Here is an 18,354-nt window from a genome sequence, read left to right as displayed (position 1 = left end):
AGCATGAAGTTGAAGATAAACAACTGTCGCTTCATGAGGTGTGAAGAGAGGGCTCTAAGAGTCCGAACTTAGTACGCCCCTATGGGGCGGAAAACAAAGCCGCCTTCTATGAAGGCGGATTTTTACTTCGCAATCGGTAAGTCGTCGCGACTGCCCCATTCGCCCCAGGATCCGTCATACAGCGTGACATCCCGAGCGCCCAGCGCCGTCAGCGCCAGAATCAATACCACCGCCGTTACGCCTGAGCCACAGCTGGCGACCACCGGTTGTGTAATATCGACGCCAGCGTCGGCAAACAGCCTGCGCAGCTCCGCTTCCGGCTTAAGTTTTCCCTGCTCAACAAGCGTATTCCACGGCACATTCAGGCTGTTGGGAATATGTCCGCGATGCAGGCCGGGACGCGGTTCGTCCACTTCAGCGTCAAAGCGATTAGCAGCTCGCGCATCAACAATCTGTGCGCCGCCTTCATGACTGATCAGCAGCACGTCCGTCAGGCGTTTAACCCGGTTTTCATCCGCGTTCGCTTCAAACTCACCTTCCGGGAGATTCACGTTGCCGGTTGCGAGCGCAAAACCGGCTTCTTTCCAGCCCTGCAAACCACCCGCCAGAATCGACACCTGAGCCACGCCAAAGGTTTTCAGCATCCACCAGGCGCGTGGCGCGGAAAAGAGGTTACCCTCGTCATAGACCACCAGATGCTTATCACTGCTCACGCCCAGCTCGCGCATCGCGACGGCAAAGGTCTCGGCACGCGGCAGCATATGCGGATAAGGGCTGGTGTGATCGGAAAGCGCTTCAATATCAAAGTAAGGGGCGTCGGGTAAATGCCCCGCCAGATATTCAGCCTGGACATTGCGAACCGCTTCCATTCCGGGTGGCAACAGACGTGCATCCAGCACCTGAAGCCGCTCATCGTTGTAGTGCTCTTGTAACCAGTCGGCGGACACAAACAGTGGCGTCGTCATAACAACCTCATCTCAGCAATCTGTCATACCAGTGTCAGGGAATGTGCGCGCCATCTCAAGAGAAGCGTTGATTAAATGCGAGCATTGATATGAAATTGCGCGGCGTAATCAAACGACACTCCCTGCGTCCCGGTGAAGGAACTACCATGAAGAAACGCACTCCCCGGCTAATGCTCAGCATGCTGATCGGTGGCTCTCTGCTGTCAGCGACCCTTTTACCTGTTCTGCCTCTTCAGGCGGCGGAGATATCCGCAACCACACAAGTCAGCAAACCGCTGAAGATTATCGATCTCTCGGAACTGCAGATCGACGGTGCCGCTGCGCTGGTCTTAACCTTTAGTCAGCCGCTGGATGACAAACAGGATATCGCGCAAAAAGTCAGGCTGACCGATGATAAACAGGGCCGGGTGGATGGCGGCTGGGAGCTTTCCGCTAACCGCAAAACGTTGCGCTTCCGTCACCCCGAGCCATCCCGTCATTTCACCGTCACGGTCGATGCAGGACTGCGCGCGGCCAGCGGTGAGACACTTGTCGACAACTACAGCCAGAAAATTGCCACCAGTGATATCCAGCCGATGGTGGGCTTTGCCAGTCGCGGATCGCTGCTGCCGCTGCGTATCACGCAGGGACTGCCGGTGCTGGCGCTAAATGTTAACCAGGTTGATGTTGATTTCTTCCGCATTAAGAATGCCGGCCTGGCCCAGTTTCTCTCCCAGTGGAATTACGGCAATAACCTCTCCAGCTGGCAGTCACAGGATCTGCTGAAAAGCAGCCAGCTGGTCTATACCGGACGCTTTGAGCTTAATCCGGCGCGTAACACCCGTGAAAAGTTGCAACTGTCGATGAGTAACATTACCGCACTTCAGCAGCCCGGCGTCTATCTGGCCGTCATGAAGCAGGCCGGGACTTATCACTACAGCCAGCCCGCCACGATCTTCACCCTGAGCGATATTGGCCTGTCACTGCACCGCTTCCCGGCTCAGTTCGAACTGTTCGCCCAGAGTCTGGCAAATGGCCAGCCGCTTTCCGACGTCAGCGTCAGATTACTGGATGATAAAGGGCAGGTGCTGCAGAGCGGCACCAGTGACAGTACCGGTCATCTGCGCCTCAAGGCGGATGAAAAAGGCAAGATCCTGCTGGCCGTGCAGGGTGAGCAGACCTCAATGATCGACCTGACGCGGCCAGCGCTGGATCTCGCTGAGTTTCCGGTTGCAGGACCGCAGGGCTATGACAAACAGCTGTTTGTCTTTGGCCCACGTGATATCTACCGGCCTGGCGAAATCGTCATCGTCAATGCGCTGCTGCGCGATGCCGACGGACGTCCGTTGCCCGCCCAGCCGATTAAAGCAGAACTGGTGCAGCCTGACGGCCAGGTGACGCGGACCTTTGTCTGGCAGCCGGAAGCGGGACTCTACCAGCAGCGGCTGGCACTGCCCGCGTCCGCCATGACCGGCGACTGGATGCTTCGGCTCAATACCGGTGATAATCTCAAGCGCGAGTGGAAATTCCACGTCGAGGATTTCCTGCCCGAGCGCATGGCATTAACTCTGAAAAATGATCCTCAGCCGCAGCCTGCTGATGCCAGCGTTGAGTTCGGCATTGAAGGTCGCTACCTCTATGGCGCGCCCGCAGCGGGCAATACGCTTCAGGGGCAACTCTATCTGCGGCCCGCACGCGAAGCCGTGGCTGCACTGCCAGGCTACCAGTTTGGTGACATCACCGAAGAGGGATTAAAGCGCACGCTGGATGAAGTGGACCTCAAGCTCGATGCCAGCGGTAAAGCGCAGCTCACGGTAGAAAATCAATGGGATCAGCTGCACTCCCCGCTCAACCTGATCCTGCAGGCCAGCCTGCTTGAGACAGGCGGTCGACCGGTCACCCGTCGCGCTACCCAGGCTATCTGGCCCGCTGACGCCCTGCCGGGTATCCGGCCGCTGTTCGGTAATAAAGCCGTTTATGACTACCGCAGTGACCGCTATCACGATGAGCCTACCGTGCCGGAAGAGAGCCTGGCCGAATTCGACATTGTTTATGCCAACAGTCAGGGCAAAAAACTGGCAGCGGACAGGCTGGATGTGCGCCTGATCCGTGAGCGCCGCGATTACTACTGGAGCTTCTCTGACAGCGAAGGCTGGCAGTCGCAGTACGGCGACAAAGATCTGCAGGAAGATGAACGCGCCATCTCAATCCCGGCTGACGGCAGCACTAAAGTCAGCTTCCCGGTCGAGTGGGGCCACTACCGGCTGGAAGTGCAGGCGGGCGAGAAGATCGTCAGCAGCGTGCGGTTCCAGGCGGGTTATGACTGGCAGGACAACACCAACGGCACGGGTGCGTTGCGTCCCGATCAGGTCAGACTGAAGCTGGATAAAGCGGCTTACCAGCCGGGTGACACCGTGCAGCTGCAGGTCGAATCACCGGCTGCCGGTAAAGGCTACCTGATGGTAGAGTCGAGCAGCGGCACGCTCTGGTGGCAGCCGCTGACCGTACCAAAGGGCGGCACCACGGTGGATGTGCCGGTAGCTGAGAGCTGGCGGCGTCACGATCTCTACTTCAGCGCTATTGTGGTGCGTGATGGCGATAAAGTCAGTGGTGCCACACCCAAACGCGCGGTAGGGCTGTTGCACCTGCCGATGGCGACCGAAGCACGTCGCTTAAACCTGACGCTTGCGGCACCTGATAAAATCCGTCCTGAGCAACGCCTGACGGTCAATGTTCACGCCAGTCGTGACGGCGGTTCGCTGCCTGAAAAAGTGAATGTGCTGCTGTCAGCCGTGGATAGCGGTGTACTGAGCGTGACGGATTTTAAAACGCCCGATCCGTGGCAGGCTTTCTTTGGACGTAAACGCTACAACGTCGATCAGTACGACGTTTTCGGTCAGTTGATCGAAGGCGGTGGCCGTGTGGCGGCGCTGCGTTTTGGTGGTGATGGCGAGGATGAATCGATGACGCGCGGTGGTAAAAAACCGGTGACGCACGTCAATATCGTCGCGCAGCAGTTACAGGCGGTGACGCTGGATAAAGAGGGCAACGGATCGATTACGCTGCCGATCCCGGCTTTTAACGGTGAACTCAGGCTGATGGCTCAGGCCTGGAGCGATGACAGCTTCGGTGCCGCAGAGCGCAAACTGGTGGTCGCGGCACCGCTGATCAGCGAGCTGGCGACCCCGCGTTTCCTTGCCAGTGGCGATTCCGCATCCTTGGCACTGGATCTCACTAACCTGACCGATCTGCCGCAAACCCTGAAGGTGGATCTCTCCAGCAGCGGCCTGGTGGATTTGGCCGGTGCTGCCAGCCAGAGCGTGACGCTGGCCAAAGGTGCACGCACCACGTTGCAGATTCCGGTCACGGCGAAAACGGGCTTTGGTGATGGCGAGGTTACCGTGCAGATTTCCGGTCTGAACCTGCCGGGTGAGCAGGTGAAGCCCGGCAGACAGCAGTGGAAAATTGGCGTCAGACCGCCTTATCCGGCGCAGACGCTGAACTTTGATGCCGTGATCAGTCCCGATCGGCCCTGGGAGATCGCGGCGGAGGCGCTGACGGGGTTGGATGCACAAACCCTGAGCGGCCAGCTGACGCTGAGCAATCGTCCGCCGCTGAACATCGCCAGCTATATCAGTGCGCTTTATGCCTATCCCTACGGCTGTCTGGAGCAGACTACCAGCGGGCTCTGGCCTTCGCTCTATACCAGTCATGCTGAGCTGACCGCGATGGGCATTAAAACCAGCAGCGATGAAGCACGACGAGCCGCCGTCGACACCGGCATTGCCCGTCTTGCCGGGATGCAGCGCGCTAACGGCAGCTTCGGGCTGTGGGATAAACAGAGTGAAGAGGAGTTCTGGCTGACACCTTACGTGACGGATTTTCTGCTGCGCGCCAGCGAGGCGGGTTATGCGCTGCCGGATAATGTGGTGGAGCGCGCTAATGCTCGACTGCTGCGTTATCTGCAGGATCCCTCGCAGATTAGCGGCGGTGATAACAACGCCGCGCTGCAGTTCAGCGTACAGGCTTACGCCGGACTGGTGCTGGCGCGTCAGCAACGCGCCCCGCTGGGTGCGCTGCGCGCCTTGTATCAGCAACGTGAGAAGTCCCGCTCCGGCCTGGCGCTGATGCAGCTTGGCGTCGCGCTGAAGCTGATGGGTGACGGGCAGCGTGCACAGCAGGCGATCATGCAGGGAGCTACGCTGACGCGTTCGGACAAAGAGTGGTATGGCGACTACGGCAGCACGGTGCGCGATCAGGGGATGATGATTGCCCTGTTAGCAGAAAATCAGCTGCAGCCGGATGTGCAAAACAGTCTGCTGCTGTCCCTGTCCAAAGAGGTCAACGGCAAACGCTGGTTCTCGACTCAGGAAAATAACGCACTTTATCTGGCAGCACACACTCTGCAACGTGCGCAGGGCAGAAGCTGGCAGGCGCTGCTTTCGGGTAGTTCAGAACCCCTGCAGGGCGATGCGCCGCTGAATAAAGGGCTGGCGGCTGAACGCTTGTTACAGGGCTTAGCCATCCGTAATCCGGGCAGTGCGCCGCTGTATGGTCGTCTGGATATAACAGGCTATCCGCTGACCGCGCCTCAGCCGGAGAGCAATGTGCTCGGGATAAAACGTGAATACTTCACCCTGGATGGCAAAGCCGCCGATCTCAGTAATCTGCGCAGCGGGGAACTGCTGGTGGTGCGTCTGACCGTTTCGTCAAAGCGCAGCATCAGCGATGCGCTGGTGGTGGATCTGCTGCCTGCCGGTCTGGAGCTGGAAAACCAGAATCTGGCCGACAGCAGCGCCAGCCTCGGTGACAGTGCGGATGCGCTGAAGGAGAGCATGGGCGACATGCAGCAGGCGGACATTAAGCACATTGAGTTCCGCGACGATCGCTTTGTCGCGGCGCTGGCGGTGGATACTTATCGTCCCGCAACGCTGGTCTATCTGGCGCGCACGGTCACGCCGGGTTGCTTCCTGGTGCCGCCTCCCCAGGTCGAGTCGATGTATGTGCCAGAGTGGCGCGCCACCGGCAGCACGCCGCCGCAGTTGCATATTCAGTAAGTGACGCGACGCGTGTTAAAACCTCGCACCCTTAAAAAGTGGTGGCTCACGCTGCCGCTTTTTTTTCTGGCGTTATGGCTGGCGACGTGGGGACTGGATCGGCTGTTCCCGCTGCCGCTTAAACAGGTGCAGCCTGCGCGGGTGATCGTTGCCAGCGACGGCACGCCGCTGTGGCGCTTCGCTGACAGCAACGGTATCTGGCGCTATCCGGTCACGCCAGAGGAGGTGGCACCGGCCTATCTGCAGGCGTTGCTCACCTACGAAGATCGCTGGTTCTGGTATCACCCCGGCATCAATCCCCTGGCGCTGCTGCGTGCGGCCTGGCAGGATTTGCGCCATCAGAGCGTGATTTCCGGCGGCAGCACCCTGACTATGCAGGTGGCGCGCCTTATCGACCCGCAACCCCGCACGTTACGGGGCAAGCTGATTCAGGCGTGGCGGGCGTTGCAGCTGGAGTGGCACCTTTCCAAACGAGACATCCTGACGCTCTACCTTAATCGTGCACCCTTTGGCGGCACGCTGGAAGGGGTGGGCGCGGCAAGCTGGAGCTGGCTGGGAAAAGCCCCATCGCAGCTGACACCGGGCGAGGCGGCGCTGCTGGCCGTTTTGCCGCAGGCACCCAGCCGACTGCGGCCCGATCGCTGGCCTGAGCGGGCAGAAGCCGCACGCAATAAAGTGCTGGATCGGCTGGCGGAATACCGCATCTGGTCCGCGGAACAGGTGGCGGAAATCCGTCAGGAGCCGGTATGGCTGCCACCGCGTCAGATGCCGCAGATGGCACCGCTGCTGGCCCGGCGGCTGCTGTCGATCAGCCGCAGCGATAAGATTGTCTCTACGCTCGATCCTTCACTGCAGCGCGAACTGGAGAGCCTGGCGCTGAACGTTAAAAACCAGCTGCCGCCGCGCACCTCAATGGCCATGCTGGTGGTGGATCACACCAACATGGCGGTTCGCGGCTATGTCGGCTCGGCTGACTTTACCGATGACAGCCGTTTTGGTCATGTGGATATGATCGCCAGCGTGCGCTCGCCAGGTTCGGTGTTAAAACCCTTTGTCTACGGCATGGCGCTGGACGAGGGACTGATTCATGCCGAATCGCTGCTGCAGGATGTGCCGCGTCGCTTTGGTGATTACCGGCCCGGCAATTTTGATACCGGCTTTCACGGACCTGTCAGCGCCAGCGATGCGCTGGTGCGCTCCCTGAATCTGCCCGCCGTTCAGCTGCTGGAGGCGCTGGGACCGAAAAACGTCGCGGCGCGTCTGCGCAATGTGGGTCTGAATTTACGTTTTCCGCCTGGCGCTGAACCGAATCTTTCGCTGATTCTCGGCGGTACCGGGGCACGCATGGATGACATTGTCGCGGCTTACAGCGCCTTTGCCCGTCACGGCAATGCCGCTCAGCTGCGCTGGATGCCCAATCAACCGTTGCAGCAGCGACCGCTGTTATCAAAGGAATCGGCGTGGATTATCCGGCGTATCCTGGCCGGCGAAGCGCAGCCTGCCGGTAATGGCAGCGTACCCGACGTGGTGCCGCTGGCCTGGAAGACCGGTACCAGCTACGGCTATCGCGACGCCTGGTCGGTGGGTATCAATCCCCGCTATCTGATTGGCGTCTGGGTCGGGCGACCGGATGCCACCCCGGTTGCCGGTCAGTTTGGTTTCGCCTCTGCTGTGCCGATCATGAATCAGATTAACAGCGTGCTGATGAGCCGGCTCGGCAGGCGTGACGTGCCAGGCGATCCGCGTCCGGCCTCGGTCACGGTAGCGGCCATCTGCTGGCCTGGTGGTCAGCCGCTGCCCGCCGGAGACGAAAACTGTCGTCAGCGGCGGCAAAGCTGGGTTGCCTCGGATACGCTGCCGCCAACGCTGCTGGCACCCGGCCAGGAGAGCCTCAGCGGATTACGCCTGAGTTACTGGCAGAATGCGCAGGGGCTGCGCGTTGCCGCTGACTGCTCCGGTGCCACCCGTCACGAACGGCTGGTCTGGCCGCTGCCGCTGGAAGCCTGGCTGCCGCCTCAGGAGCGGCGGACGCAGCGTCTGCCACCTGTTGATACGCGCTGTCCACCGCTACAGCAGGGCAGCAGTGCACCGCTGATCGTCACCGGCGTCATTGAGGGGCAGATCGTTAAGCCGCTGCCGGGCAATAGCGCGCTGACGATCCCGGTCGCGGTGCAGGGAGGGCAGGGCGCGCAGCGGTGGTGGTTCCTGAACGGTGAGCCTCTCATGACGCAAAAAGCTGCAGAGATGTCGCTGCATCTCGATCATCCGGGCGAGTATCAGTTGGTGGTAATGGATGAAGAGGGCCAGCTTGTCTCGGTCACCTTCAGTCGGGGATGATGGTTTTTTATGCTAAATCATAACTGAAGCGAGTCCGCTTCGACTCAGATCAAGAATTTTCAACAAATTAGGGATCTCTGATAGGCAATGCCGGACTCAGCCCCTATAATCTGCGCCGTTTATTAACCGGGGCGAACGCCACCGGTTTCTTCAGAACGTCAAGACAGAGGTCATCATGGCAATCGAACGTACTTTTTCTATCATCAAGCCAAACGCCGTCGCTAAAAATGTGATTGGTGCTATCTACAACCGTTTTGAAAGCGCAGGCTTCAAAATCGTTGGCGCAAAAATGCTGCAGCTGAGCAAAGAGCAGGCTGAAGGCTTTTACGCTGAGCACCAGGGCAAGCCATTCTTCGATGGTCTGGTTGAATTCATGACCTCTGGCCCGGTTGTTGTTTCCGTGCTGGAAGGTGAAAACGCCGTTCAGCGTCACCGTGACCTGATGGGTGCCACTAACCCGGCAAACGCACTGGCTGGCACACTGCGTGCTGACTACGCTGACAGCTTCACCGAAAACGCGACTCACGGTTCCGATTCTGCGGAATCCGCTGCCCGCGAAATCGCTTATTTCTTCGGCGAAAACGAAATCTGCCCACGTACCCGTTAATCGCCCGGCGATAAACGTTACAGCGGCTTTACAAAAATCTGCGTAGGGGAGGTCACTCCCGTCTGTTATCAGGCCGCAGATGTTGTACAATATTGCGCCTTCATTGACATCGCTTAATGAAGGCGCAATTTTTTCACCTATCCCTGAACAGCGCCATAACGTGTAACAACGAGGCCAGAGAATATTATGTCCGAACAGATTGTGACGTCCGCGTCCGCATCCCCTATTGTCGTCTCCCCCAAAAGCCAGAAAATTAACCTGCTGGATCTCAACCGTCAGCAGATGCGCGAATTCTTCCTGTCGCTGGGTGAAAAGCCGTTCCGCGCCGATCAGGCCATGAAGTGGATTTATCACTACTGCTGCGATGATTTCGAGCAGATGACCGACATCAACAAAAAGCTGCGTAACCGGCTGATGGAGCTGGCGGAGATCCGCGCGCCAGAAGTGGCGGAAGAGATGCGCTCTACCGACGGCACCATCAAATGGGCCATTCGTGTCGGTGACCAACTGGTGGAAACGGTCTATATCCCGGAAGGCGACCGCGCTACGCTCTGTGTTTCTTCACAGGTGGGGTGTGCGCTGGAGTGTAAATTCTGTTCGACCGCACAGCAGGGTTTTAACCGTAACCTGCGGGTGTCAGAAATTATTGGTCAGGTGTGGCGTGCGGCGAAAATTGTCGGCGCAGCGAAAATCACCGGCCAGCGTCCTATCACCAACGTGGTGATGATGGGCATGGGTGAGCCGCTGCTCAACCTCAATAACGTGGTCCCGGCGATGGAGATCATGCTGGATGACTTCGGCTTTGGTCTGTCGAAGCGTCGCGTGACCCTCTCTACTTCAGGTGTCGTGCCTGCGCTGGATAAACTGGGCGATATGATTGACGTCGCGCTGGCCATTTCCCTGCATGCACCGAACGATAAGCTGCGCGATGACATCGTGCCGATCAACAAAAAGTACAATATCGAAACCTTCCTGGCGGCGGTGAAACGCTACATTGGTAAATCCAACGCCAATCAGGGACGTGTGACCATTGAGTACGTGTTGCTGGATCATGTCAACGACAGCACCGACGATGCGCATGAACTTGCTGCATTACTGAAAGAAACTCCGTGTAAAATCAACCTGATTCCGTGGAACCCCTTCCCGGGCGCGCCGTATGGCCGTAGCTCAAACAGCCGCATCGATCGTTTCTCCAAGGTGCTGATGGACTATGGTTTTACCACCATCGTGCGTAAAACCCGTGGCGACGATATTGATGCCGCCTGTGGTCAGTTAGCCGGAGAAGTCATCGACCGTACCAAGCGAACGCTGCGTAAAAAAATGGCGGGTGAAGCCATATCTGTGAAGGCTCTCTAGAAGAGTGACAGAGTGCGTTTCCTGAAGTGATGACGCGTGGCAGGCTGCAGCCTGTCAACGTCAACCGGATGGAAATGATAATGCGTAACGGATTACCTGCAGTTTTACTGGCGCTGTTTGTTGTAAGCGGGTGTGTCAGCCAGCCGTACGATCCCGGCGCTGAAGAGGTACGTCTGCAGTTAGGGATGCACTACCTGGCCGGGGGAGACTATGCCGCAGCTGAGCGAAACTTTCTGCGTGCACAGGCCGCCGCGCCCAGGGACTACCGGGTCTCGCTTGCACTGGCACGGCTGGCGCAGCGGCAGGGTAATCAGACAGCGGCGCAGGCACGGTTTATACTGGCACAGCAGCAGGCCCCGGATAATGGTTTTGTTGCTAACAATTACGGTGCGTTTCTCTGCGCTTTAAGGCAGTATGACGAAGCGCATCAACAGTTTAGTCGGGCAGGCGCTGCACCTCAGTTTGATGCACGCAATGACGCGCGTGAACTGGCAGGGTTTTGTTATCTGCAGGCGGGCGATGTTGACGCTGCCCGCAGGGCGTTACGCCAGGCCCTTGAGGCCGACAGACGCAAAGCGGATTCGCTGCTGTCGGAAGCTGAAAAGCTGATGACGGATAACCAGCTGGCAAAGGTGCAGGTTTTGCTCGACGTTTACCAGCAACAGCTGCCCGAAACGGCACGAAGTCTGGCGTTACACTTACGTTTCGCCGCGCTACAGGGAAATGCCGCTGACGTTTCACGTTATGGCGACCAGTTAGCGCGACGTTTTCCGCAATCGATACAGTACCAGCGTTATTTAGCTAATGAATACTGAAGCCACTCAAGAAAACTCTGCATTACATTCAACAGGTGAACGCCTGCGTCTGGCCCGTGAGCAGATGGGGCTGACACAGCAGAACGTCGCTGAGCGCCTGTGCCTGAAACTCACCACCGTGCGTGACATTGAGGAAGACAAATCGCCTGCCGATTTAGCCTCTACGTTCCTGCGCGGCTACATTCGCTCTTACGCGCGTCTGGTGCACATTCCTGAAGAGGAACTGCTGCCGATGATGGCGAAACAGACACCGGTTCGGGCTGCAAAAATCGAACCGATGCAAAGTTTCTCACTGGGCAAGCGCCGCAAGAAACGCGACGGCTGGCTGATGATTTTCACCTGGCTGGTGGTGTTTGTGGTGGTGGGACTGACCGGCGCCTGGTGGTGGCAGAATCATAAAGCGTCGCAGGACGATCTGGTGCCGATGACCGATCAGAACGGCAGCAGCGGTGATAGCGGCCAGTCGATTCCGCTGGGCGAGACCAGCGGTGACAGCGCGGCACCTGCTGCGCCTGACGAAAGTAACACCACGACCAGTGATAACAGTGCGGCCAGCACGCCAGCGAGTGCGGCTCCGGCCGCCAGCGCCAGCAATGGCGCGACTGCCGCCCAGCAGGATACCAACAGTAATGCGGTGGTGTCGCCGAGTCAGGCACCTGTAGACAACACGGCGGCTGCGCCTGCAGCCACCCAGTCCGGTACCAGCACCAGCACATCACCTCAGATGCCAGTAGGCGCAGCCGCGGTCAGTGAACCGGCTGCTGATCCTAACGCAGTGGTCATGACCTTTAACGCCGACTGCTGGCTGGAAGTGAGTGATGCGACCGGCAAAAAACTGTTCAGCGGTATTCAGCGCAGTGGTGGTAAACTCAGCCTCGCAGGAACGCCTCCGTATCGTCTGAAAATTGGCGCGCCTTCCGCGGTTCAGGTGCAATATCAGAATCAGCCCGTTGATTTAAGTCGTTTTATCCGTAATAACCAGGTTGCTCGCCTGACGTTGGGTGCGCAATAACAGCGTATCGCGTACCGGGCAATTGTGGAGAAGAAATATGCATAACGAAGCACCCATTATCCGCCGTAAATCCAAACGCATTTACGTCGGCAAGGTGCCGGTCGGTGACGGCGCGCCAATCGCCGTACAGTCGATGACCAACACCCGCACCACTGACGTGGAAGCGACGGTAAATCAGATCAAAGCCCTTGAACGCGTCGGTGTCGACATCGTTCGTGTCTCGGTGCCGACCATGGATGCCGCAGAAGCGTTCAGGCTGATCAAACAGCAGGTGAACGTCCCGCTGGTTGCAGATATTCATTTTGACTACCGCATCGCCCTGAAAGTCGCCGAATATGGCGTCGACTGCCTGCGCATCAATCCCGGTAACATCGGGAACAATGAGCGCATCCGTATGGTGGTCGACTGCGCACGCGACAACAATATTCCGATTCGAATTGGCGTGAATGCCGGTTCGCTGGAAAAAGATCTGCAGGAAAAGTATGGCGAGCCGACGCCACAGGCGCTGCTGGAATCCGCTATGCGCCATGTCGATCATCTCGACCGTCTTAACTTCGACCAATTCAAAGTCAGCGTAAAAGCGTCTGACGTCTTCCTCGCGGTTGAATCTTATCGCCTGCTGGCGAAACAGATCGAACAGCCTCTGCATCTCGGCATCACTGAAGCGGGTGGCGCGCGTGCGGGCGCAGTGAAATCGGCGATTGGCCTGGGGCTGCTGCTGTCAGAAGGGATCGGCGATACGTTGCGCATCTCACTGGCGGCCGATCCGGTTGAAGAAGTCAAAGTCGGTTTTGATATCCTGAAGTCATTGCGCATTCGTTCTCGTGGTATCAACTTCATCGCCTGTCCGACCTGCTCACGTCAGGAATTTGACGTCATCGGTACGGTCAACGCGCTGGAGCAGCGTCTGGAAGATCTGATCACGCCGATGGACGTCTCCATTATCGGCTGTGTGGTTAACGGACCGGGCGAGGCGACCCTCTCTACGCTGGGCGTGACTGGCGGCAGCAAGAAGAGTGGTTTCTACGAAGATGGTGTGCGTCAGCGCGATCGTCTCGACAACAATGACATGATCGATCAGCTGGAAGCGCGCATTCGTGCCAAAGCGTCGATGCTGGATGCCAGCCGCCGTATTGATGTGCAGCATCTGGAAAAATAATGGCGTGCGCGGCCTGCGTACGTGACTTTTTTGACTGAACCTGTGCGGTTTCATCCTCATAAGGTATGATGCCGGACAGGTTTTTTTGCATTAAGAGATTTTAACGTGGCGAAGAATATTCAGGCAATTCGCGGGATGAACGACTACCTGCCTGCGGATACTGCCCTCTGGCAACGGATTGAAGGCGTTCTCAAGCAGACGCTGGCGAGCTACGGTTACAGCGAAATTCGCTTACCGCTGGTAGAGCAAACCCCACTGTTTAAACGCGCCATCGGTGAAGTCACCGATGTGGTTGAAAAAGAGATGTATACCTTTGATGACCGCAATGGTGAAAGCCTGACGCTGCGTCCGGAAGGCACGGCGGGCTGCGTACGTGCCGGTATCGAACACGGTTTACTCTACAACCAGGAACAGCGCCTGTGGTACATGGGACCCATGTTCCGCTATGAGCGTCCGCAGAAAGGCCGCTATCGTCAGTTCTATCAGATTGGCGTGGAAGTGTTTGGTCTGCAGGGACCGGATATTGATGCTGAACTGATCATGCTGAATGCCCGCTGGTGGAAAGCCCTGGGTATCTCTGAGCACGTTCGCCTGGAACTTAACTCTATCGGTTCACTGGATGCGCGCGCGCATTACCGTGACGCCCTGGTCGCCTTCCTTGAGCAGCATAAAGACGTGCTGGACGAGGATTGCAAACGCCGCATGTACAGCAACCCGATGCGCGTTCTCGACAGCAAAAATCCCGATGTTCAGCAACTGCTGAATGAAGCGCCACAGCTTGGCGACTATCTGGATGACGAATCTCGCGAGCATTTCAGCGGCCTGTGTGCGCTGCTGGATGACGCCGGCATCAGCTACACCGTCAATCAGCGTCTGGTACGCGGCCTGGATTACTACAACCGCACCGTGATTGAGTGGGTTACCGATAGCCTGGGTTCACAGGGCACGGTGTGTGGCGGTGGTCGCTATGATGGTCTGGTTGAGCAGCTTGGTGGTCGTGCCACACCTGCCGTGGGTTTCGCCATGGGCATGGAGCGTCTGGTGCTGCTGGTTCAGGCGGTTAATCCTGAATTTGAACCGACGAGCAATGTGGATGTCTATGTTATCGCTTCAGGTCAGGGCGTGCAGTCTGCTGCGATGCAGCTGGCTGAGAAGTTGCGTGATGAAGCGCCGGAACTGAGGCTGATGACTAACTTTGGCGGCGGCAACTTTAAGAAGCAATTTGCCCGTGCTGACAAGTGGGGCGCACGCGTTGCCCTGGTGTTAGGCGAAGATGAAGTTAAAGCCGGTCAGGTCGTGATTAAAGATCTGCGCCGTGGCGAGCAGCAAACGCTGGATCAGGCAGAGGCTGCTGCTGTATTGCGCACCCTGTTACAGTAAGCGTGACACAGCACCAACCATAGAAAGGAGAGGGATTGCGTGGAAGTGTATAGCAATGAGAACGAGCAGACCGACGCGCTGCGCAACTTTTTTGCCAGTAATGGCAAAGCGTTAGCCATTGGCGTAGTCATCGGCATTGCTGCGCTGGGTGGCTGGCGTTACTGGAGCAGTCATCAGGATGATACGGCGAAATCCGTGTCCGCCCAGTATCAGCAGCTCACCACCGCCATGCAGGCGGGTAAACCGGAAACGCTGGAAGCGGTTAACCGTTTTGCCAGTGAAAACAGCAATACTTATGGTGCGCTGGCTGCGATGGATCTGGCGAAGCAGTATGTTGACGCCGGTCAGCTTGATAAGGCCGCAACGCTGCTGCAAAACGGACTGAAAGATACCAAAGATGCCAATCTGCAGGCGGTGATTAACCTGCGCCTGGCACGCATTCAACTGCAACAGAATCAAGCGGATGCGGCGCTTAAAACCCTTGACGGTGTGAAGGGTGATGGCTGGACAGCCATTGTGGCCGATATTCGCGGCGAAGCGCTGCTGACTAAAGGTGACAAGCAGGGCGCGCGCGATGCCTGGAGTAAAGGAGTCGAATCTGACGCCTCTCCGGCATTGAAGCAAATGATGCAGATGAAGATGAATAACTTAAGCTAAGCCAGTCAAGAGAGAGCGCATGGAATTACGTAAATACCTGCTGCCGGGACTGATTTCAGTCACTTTGCTCAGCGGTTGTTCGCTGTTTAGCGGCGAAGAAGATGTAGTAAAAATGGCCCCGTTGCCGAAGGTGGAAAGTCAGTTCACGCCACAGAAAGTGTGGAACACCTCGGTAGGCGATGGCGTCGGTGACTTCTACTCAAATCTGCATCCTGCCTGGCAGGACAACACCGTTTTTGCAGCCGATCGTTTTGGTATTGTCAAAGCGCTGGATGCCGCAGACGGTAAAGAAAAATGGAAAGTCGATCTCTCTGAGAGAACCGGCTTCTTCTCGAAAAACCGCTCAGCGCTGTTATCAGGCGGTCTGACCGCTGATGGCGATCGGGTTTACGTTGGCAGCGAGCGCGGCAAGGTTTATGCCCTGAACAGCAGCGATGGCAGCCTGGCCTGGCAGACCAGCGTCGCGGGTGAAGCACTGTCTCGTCCTGTCGTCAGCGATGGTCTGGTACTGGTGCATACCAGTAACGGCATGCTGCAGGGACTGGATCAGAGCAGCGGTGCGGTGAAGTGGAGCGTCAACCTGGATATGCCTGCGTTGTCTCTGCGCGGTGAATCTGCACCTGCTGTCGCTTTTGGTGGCGCAATTGTCGGTGGTGACAACGGTCGCGTTAGCGCTGTAGTGATGAACCAGGGACAGCTGATCTGGCAGCAGCGTATTTCTCAGGTTAGTGGTGCCACTGAGATTGACCGTCTTAACGACGTCGATACCACACCGGTTATCGTGAATGGCGTAGTGTATGCACTCGCTTACAACGGTAACCTGTCGGCGCTGGATCTGCGCTCTGGCCAGATTTTGTGGAAACGTGAAATTGGCGGTGTGAAAGATCTGATTGTCGATGCTGGTCGCATCTATCTGGTCGATCAGGATGACCGCGTGATTGCGCTGAACGCTGACGGCGGTGTTGCCATCTGGCGTCAAAGCGATCTGCTGCATCGCAACCTGACTTCTCCGGTGCTTTACAACGGCTACCTGGTGGTCGGCGACAGCGAAGGTTATCTGCACTGGCTGAACACCACTGATGGTCGTTTTGTTGCACAGCAAAAACTGGATAGCTCAGGCTTCCAGACCGAGCCAGTGGTCGCCAGCGATAAGCTGCTGATCCAGTCGAAAGACGGCGAGGTTTATGCAATTACCCGTTAACGGGTCAACGTCTGGCAGGTGAAATCCTCCGTTCCGACGGCTCCTGATTTAATCAGGGGCCGTTTCGTTTTTAGTCAGGCATGGTATTCTTTGCGCCTTAAGCCTGAACTTAATGGCCAGAGCCGTTATAATCACGCCATTCGGGCGATTAATTATTTATTGAGGCATTTTGTTATGGTACCTGTGGTCGCGCTGGTTGGGCGTCCCAATGTGGGAAAATCTACGCTATTTAACCGCTTAACCCGCACACGTGATGCGCTGGTAGCGGATTTTCCTGGACTGACTCGCGATCGCAAATATGGTCGCGCCGAAGTGGAAGGGCGCGAATTTATTGTTATTGATACCGGTGGTATCGACGGCACCGAAGAAGGTGTTGAAACGCGGATGGCCGAACAGTCACTGCTGGCTATCGAAGAAGCCGATATTGTGCTGTTTATGGTTGATGCGCGTGCGGGCATGATGGCCGCCGATCAGCAAATCGCTAAGCATCTTCGTTCCCGTCAGAAAGCTACCTTCCTGGTGGCGAACAAAACTGACGGACTCGATCCGGATCAGGCGGTCGTCGACTTCTATTCACTGGGCCTGGGCGAGATTCATGCCATTGCAGCCTCACATGGTCGTGGTGTGACCAGCCTGATAGAAGAGGCACTGCTGCCGTGGATGGAAGAGGTTGAGGCGGTTGAGCTTACTGAAGAAGAAGAGAACCAGGCTTACTGGGCTGCCCTTGAAGCTGACGAGATTGCTGAGCAGGAAGCTGCAGAGGAAGAAGAAAACTTCGACCCGACAGGCTTACCAATCAAACTGGCGATCGTTGGCCGTCCTAACGTAGGTAAGTCAACGCTTACTAACCGAATCCTCGGCGAAGATCGCGTGGTGGTCTACGACATGCCGGGCACGACCCGTGACAGCATCTATATTCCGATGGAGCGTGATGGACGTGAATACGTTCTGATCGACACCGCAGGCGTGCGCAAGCGTGCCAAAATCTCTGACACCGTTGAGAAATTCTCGGTAATCAAGACGCTGCAGGCGATTGAAGATGCCAACGTCGTAATGCTGGTGATTGATGCCCATGCCGGTATTTCCGATCAGGATCTCTCGCTGCTGGGCTTCATTCTTAACAGTGGTCGCTCGCTGGTGATTGTAGTCAACAAATGGGATGGCCTGTCGCAGGAAGTGCGTGATGAAGTGAAAGAGACGCTGGATTTCCGTCTGGGCTTTATCGATTTTGCCCGCATTCACTTTATCTCTGCGCTGCACGGGAGCGGCGTAGGTAATCTGTTTGAGTCGATCACGGAAGCCTATGACTGTTCGACCCGACGCGTAAACACCTCGCTGCTGACCCGCATCATGAACATGGCGGCAGACGATCACCAGCCGCCGCTGGTACGCGGTCGTCGCGTTAAGCTTAAATACGCGCATGCTGGTGGCTATAACCCGCCTATCGTGGTGATTCACGGTAACCAGGTTAAGGATCTGCCTGATTCTTATAAACGCTACCTGATGAACTATTTCCGTAAATCACTTAACGTGATGGGAACGCCAATTCGCATTCAGTTCAAAGAGGGTGATAACCCTTATGAAGGCAAACGTAACCTGCTGACACCAACGCAGCAGCGTAAACGTAAGCGTCTGATGGCGCATATGAAAAAGAATAAGCGTTAATAAAATGAGGGCCATCTGGCCCTCTTTTTTTTGCGCTTGACCCGTCCTGAATAGCGTTGACACATTTACCCGGTGTTTTCAGGAGAATGTGATGAAACAGTATGTTAAACGTACACAACGCGATTACTCTCTGTCTTTTAAACTGGCTGTCGTTGAGCAGGTTG

11 protein-coding genes and 1 pseudogene are annotated in these 18,354 nt (G+C 57.0%); 11 read left to right on the top strand and 1 reads right to left on the bottom strand.

The genetic code is table 11. From position 1 onward, the window contains the following. Positions 1-122: 122 nt before the first annotated feature. On the bottom strand, positions 123-965 hold the full coding sequence (sseA, locus tag F3I20_RS23175) for a 3-mercaptopyruvate sulfurtransferase (protein ID WP_150038696.1): 843 nt from the start codon (positions 963-965) through the stop codon (positions 123-125). A 251-nt stretch (positions 966-1,216) separates the two neighbouring features. Between sseA and F3I20_RS23170 the strand changes: the two are divergent. The 11 genes and pseudogenes from F3I20_RS23170 to der form a co-directional block, all read left to right on the top strand. Beyond that, positions 1,217-6,001, top strand: a pseudogene (locus tag F3I20_RS23170) (alpha-2-macroglobulin family protein); the annotation flags it as partial. A gap of 12 nt (positions 6,002-6,013) precedes the next feature. Beyond that, complete coding sequence (pbpC, locus tag F3I20_RS23165) at positions 6,014-8,338, top strand: peptidoglycan glycosyltransferase PbpC (RefSeq protein ID WP_150038700.1); 2,325 nt, start codon at positions 6,014-6,016, stop codon at positions 8,336-8,338. Positions 8,339-8,513: 175 nt separating this feature from the next. Beyond that, positions 8,514-8,945: a nucleoside-diphosphate kinase gene (ndk, locus tag F3I20_RS23160; RefSeq protein WP_003848684.1), complete on the top strand. Its 432-nt coding sequence runs from the start codon at positions 8,514-8,516 to the stop codon at positions 8,943-8,945. Positions 8,946-9,131: 186 nt separating this feature from the next. Further along, complete coding sequence (gene rlmN, locus F3I20_RS23155) at positions 9,132-10,301, top strand: dual-specificity RNA methyltransferase RlmN (protein ID WP_150038702.1); 1,170 nt, start codon at positions 9,132-9,134, stop codon at positions 10,299-10,301. An 80-nt stretch (positions 10,302-10,381) separates the two neighbouring features. Continuing rightward, entirely contained in the window at positions 10,382-11,116 is a 735-nt protein-coding gene (gene pilW / locus F3I20_RS23150) for a type IV pilus biogenesis/stability protein PilW (protein WP_150038704.1), read from the top strand. Then, complete coding sequence (gene rodZ / locus F3I20_RS23145; protein ID WP_150012597.1) at positions 11,106-12,128, top strand: cytoskeleton protein RodZ; 1,023 nt, start codon at positions 11,106-11,108, stop codon at positions 12,126-12,128. Before pilW ends, rodZ begins: the two co-directional genes overlap by 11 nt. A gap of 37 nt (positions 12,129-12,165) precedes the next feature. Beyond that, positions 12,166-13,287, top strand: coding sequence for a flavodoxin-dependent (E)-4-hydroxy-3-methylbut-2-enyl-diphosphate synthase (ispG, locus tag F3I20_RS23140; RefSeq protein ID WP_150012595.1), 1,122 nt, complete (start codon positions 12,166-12,168; stop codon positions 13,285-13,287). 105 nt (positions 13,288-13,392) lie between these two features. Beyond that, positions 13,393-14,667: a histidine--tRNA ligase gene (hisS, locus tag F3I20_RS23135; RefSeq protein ID WP_150038706.1), complete on the top strand. Its 1,275-nt coding sequence runs from the start codon at positions 13,393-13,395 to the stop codon at positions 14,665-14,667. Between the two features lie 39 nt (positions 14,668-14,706). Then, on the top strand, positions 14,707-15,324 hold the full coding sequence (locus F3I20_RS23130) for a YfgM family protein (protein WP_150038708.1): 618 nt from the start codon (positions 14,707-14,709) through the stop codon (positions 15,322-15,324). 19 nt (positions 15,325-15,343) lie between these two features. Then, positions 15,344-16,525: an outer membrane protein assembly factor BamB gene (gene bamB, locus F3I20_RS23125; protein WP_150012589.1), complete on the top strand. Its 1,182-nt coding sequence runs from the start codon at positions 15,344-15,346 to the stop codon at positions 16,523-16,525. A 174-nt stretch (positions 16,526-16,699) separates the two neighbouring features. Beyond that, the gene (der, locus tag F3I20_RS23120) at positions 16,700-18,190 is read left to right on the top strand and encodes a ribosome biogenesis GTPase Der (protein WP_150012587.1); all 1,491 of its coding nucleotides are present in this window, start codon (positions 16,700-16,702) and stop codon (positions 18,188-18,190) included. Positions 18,191-18,354: the final 164 nt, after the last annotated feature.

This window comes from Candidatus Pantoea gossypiicola (assembly GCF_008632075.1).
Taxonomy (GTDB): Bacteria; Pseudomonadota; Gammaproteobacteria; order Enterobacterales; family Enterobacteriaceae; genus Pantoea; species Pantoea gossypiicola.
The sequence above is the reverse complement of the archived record's forward strand: the minus strand, read 5'-3'. Positions and strand labels throughout refer to the sequence as shown.

What these genes read in the sequence shown, in the direction of transcription:
- sseA (WP_150038696.1), bottom strand. Translation starts at nt 965, where the DNA reads ATGACGACGCCACTGTTTGTGTCCGCCGACTGGTTACAAGAGCACTAC.
- ndk (WP_003848684.1), top strand. Translation starts at nt 8,514, where the DNA reads ATGGCAATCGAACGTACTTTTTCTATCATCAAGCCAAACGCCGTCGCT.
- rlmN (WP_150038702.1), top strand. Translation starts at nt 9,132, where the DNA reads ATGTCCGAACAGATTGTGACGTCCGCGTCCGCATCCCCTATTGTCGTC.
- pilW (WP_150038704.1), top strand. Translation starts at nt 10,382, where the DNA reads ATGCGTAACGGATTACCTGCAGTTTTACTGGCGCTGTTTGTTGTAAGC.
- rodZ (WP_150012597.1), top strand. Translation starts at nt 11,106, where the DNA reads ATGAATACTGAAGCCACTCAAGAAAACTCTGCATTACATTCAACAGGT.
- ispG (WP_150012595.1), top strand. Translation starts at nt 12,166, where the DNA reads ATGCATAACGAAGCACCCATTATCCGCCGTAAATCCAAACGCATTTAC.
- bamB (WP_150012589.1), top strand. Translation starts at nt 15,344, where the DNA reads ATGGAATTACGTAAATACCTGCTGCCGGGACTGATTTCAGTCACTTTG.
- der (WP_150012587.1), top strand. Translation starts at nt 16,700, where the DNA reads ATGGTACCTGTGGTCGCGCTGGTTGGGCGTCCCAATGTGGGAAAATCT.